Source organism: Desulfitobacterium sp. (genome assembly GCF_982384815.1).
This window is the reverse complement of record NZ_CEVWNY010000177.1, coordinates 1-2,712: the sequence shown is the minus strand read 5'-3', so window position 1 is coordinate 2,712 and position 2,712 is coordinate 1. Positions and strand designations below refer to the sequence as shown.

At 42.4% G+C, this 2,712-nt stretch carries 4 protein-coding genes; 1 reads left to right on the top strand and 3 read right to left on the bottom strand.

The window, feature by feature from the left end; all coding sequences use genetic code 11:
• From AC1U9U_RS15805 to AC1U9U_RS15795, 3 genes are all read right to left on the bottom strand, one after another.
• The coding region (locus tag AC1U9U_RS15805; protein ID WP_479961507.1) for a GSU2403 family nucleotidyltransferase fold protein at positions 1-545 on the bottom strand (545 nt) is incomplete at its 3' end.
• Complete coding sequence (locus AC1U9U_RS15800) at positions 542-838, bottom strand: DUF6788 family protein (RefSeq protein ID WP_479961506.1); 297 nt, start codon at positions 836-838, stop codon at positions 542-544. The genes AC1U9U_RS15805 and AC1U9U_RS15800, both read right to left, overlap by 4 nt.
• 113 nt (positions 839-951) lie before the next feature.
• Positions 952-1,131: a type II toxin-antitoxin system RelE family toxin gene (locus AC1U9U_RS15795; RefSeq protein WP_479961505.1), complete on the bottom strand. Its 180-nt coding sequence runs from the start codon at positions 1,129-1,131 to the stop codon at positions 952-954.
• 108 nt (positions 1,132-1,239) lie between these two features.
• On the opposite strand from AC1U9U_RS15795, the gene AC1U9U_RS15790 reads away from it, so the two are divergent.
• Positions 1,240-2,352 carry a DegT/DnrJ/EryC1/StrS family aminotransferase gene (locus AC1U9U_RS15790; RefSeq protein WP_479961504.1) on the top strand — a complete coding sequence of 371 codons (1,113 nt, stop codon included), beginning with the start codon at positions 1,240-1,242 and terminating at the stop codon, positions 2,350-2,352.
• The last annotated feature ends 360 nt before the right edge of the window (positions 2,353-2,712 follow it).

Below are 2,712 nucleotides of genomic sequence, written 5' to 3'. Positions count from 1 at the left end.
TCAAGAACTTTTACAACCGAACGGATATCTTTACTGCGTTTTTCGGGCTTTCTTCGTTTATTGATCAACAATTTGTGAAGAGCATATGCATGAGGGGAAGGTACTATAACTTCTATGTCTTTTATTCTGCATGAGATAGGGTTGTCAAGCAGTAATTCCATATTTCTAAGACCTTCAACCTTAATTCCCAGTCCTCGTGCATGATAAGGTTCTATGCTTCCCGCTCCTAACTCTCTAACTAAGAATTCAATTTCAAGTGTTCCGCCTTTAAAAAACTTAGTTATGCCCGTAATGGGGTCAGTCGAAGCAACAAAATCATAGTTATCTTCCAGCACTTGTTTCAGATTGATTTTTTCTTTTGGTAGAGCTAGATTTCGAAGCAAAAAGTCCAAATCTCTAGTTTGGAGATTTGCTTCAAAGTTCCTTAAATAGTCTTGCTCGTATGCAAACTCTGCCCAGCTACCTATTAACATGAAGTGCTTCAGAATCCCAATTTGATTTAATGCCTGCAAAGTCTCGTAGAAAACTTCTTGTTGCTTATTCATACACGGATAGCCCTTCGAATAATTTTGAAATCTTCATCGATTGATTGGATTTCCTTCTCGAATTTCTTGCGTTGTTCAATTTTTCGTCTTAGTATTAGAGCCTCGTCGTCCTCAAGATACTTATTAATAGTCTGGCCACCTTCTCTATAAACCCAATAGTAGTAAACATGGTTTCGAATTTTCTTTTCCTGAATGCTTCCTTTGGGAAGGGAGGCTATCTTTACGCTATAAGCTTTTTTCATTCGCTCAAGACGTTCATACTCTTCCTCCAATATCGATTTAATGATAGACACCTTCTCACCTCCAATAATCATTGTCTAAATCTATTATAACATTTCTTACCTAAAATTATAACCAAAATCACGACGAAAAGATCTTTTTTTGGTTAACTTCCCTTTTCAAAAAATTATTTGCTATAAACTTCTTTACGATAGCCTACAGCTACGATTAGTACTATAATTTCACGGTCATTAATTTCTGCAAGCAAACGATAACCGCCCACCCGATATCGCCACATATGGTGTAAATTACCCTTTAATGCCTTACCATGCCGCCGCGGATTGTCACACCCCTCATTACTATTCATTAGTTTTCGGCTAAAATCCCTGGGACATGCCTTGAAAAGTAAACTTATTCGTTGTACCCTTAAGTGTAGAATTTCTACCGTATTATATTATGAAAGGACGAATTTGCTATGTCGATTCCCTTGTTAGATTTGAAAGCTCAATATCTTACTATTAAAGAAGAAATTGACCAGGCCGTCTTAGGGGTCTTGGATTCTGCTAAATTTATCTTTGGTCCGGAGATGAAGAAGTTCGAAGAAGAAATCGCCGCTTATTGCGGTACTAAGCATGCTGTTGCTGTAGGCAATGGTACCGATGCTCTGGTGATTGCTCTAAAGGCTTGTGGAATCGGTCCTGGGGATGAGGTGATTACCAGTCCCTTTACCTTTTTTGCTTCGGCGGAATGTATCGCTCAAGTGGGAGCAACCCCGGTCTTTGTGGAAATTGATCCTCATACTCTGAATATGGATGTGGCTAAACTGGAGGCTAAGATTACTCCTAAGACCAAAGGGATCATCCCTGTCCATATTTTTGGCCAAATGGCGGATATGGACCCGATCCTGGCGCTTGCTCAAAAGTATGATTTAAAAGTAATTGAGGATGCAGCTCAGGCTATAGGGGCAGAATATAAAGGACATAAAGCAGGCTCAATGGGCGATGCGGGAACCTTTAGCTTTTTTCCCACTAAGAACCTGGGAGGCTATGGGGACGGCGGCATGATCGTAACCAATGATGATGCTTTGGCAGAGGAATTCCGGGTCCTGCGTTTTCATGGCTGCAAGACTAAGTATTTTCATGATGAAATCGGCTTTAACAGCCGTTTAGATGAGCTCCAAGCCGCGATTCTACGTGTCAAGCTTCGGTATATCGATCAGTGGAACAAAGCTCGGGCAGAAAAAGCGGCGGTTTATGATGAACTGTTGGCTCCTTTAGGGTCGGCCCGGAAGGTAATTCTGCCTTATGTAGATGGGGATAGTAAACATGTCTTCCATCTTTATGTCTTAAGGACAGCTCAAAGAGAGCAGCTTATGGCCGCTTTAAAGGATAAGGGCATTGCCAATGCTATCTATTATCCGGTACCTCTGCATCTGCAAAAGGCCATGGCTTATCTTGGCTATGAAGAAGGAGACTTCCCCATTGCCGAGGAAGCATGCCGGCAAGCGTTGGCCATCCCCTGTTATCCGGAATTAACAAAGGAGCAGCAGGAGGAAATCGCGCAGGTGATTCTAGGGGTGCTTGGATAGGATTACGAAGCAAGCCTTCTTTGTGGCATTAGATCCTTCGCTTTGCTCAGGATGACATAACCAGGTGAGGCACTCGGGATGGCATAACCAGGCGAGACGCTCAGGATGGCATAACCAGGTGAGACGCTCAGGATGACATGTCGTTTGTCATACTGAGCGATTAGCGAAGTATCTTGACCAATACGTAGGTTGTTGCTTTTGCCTTGCCTGAATGTTGGGCTTGGCATGGTTCACAGAGGGATTCGGTTAATTTAGAAAAATTTGTATATGTATTGAGGAGGCCTTATGTTCTGGAATAATGGACTGACCCGCCGCAATGAGAGTCGTTTGATTTTACTGGTACTGGTGATGCTATCAGCG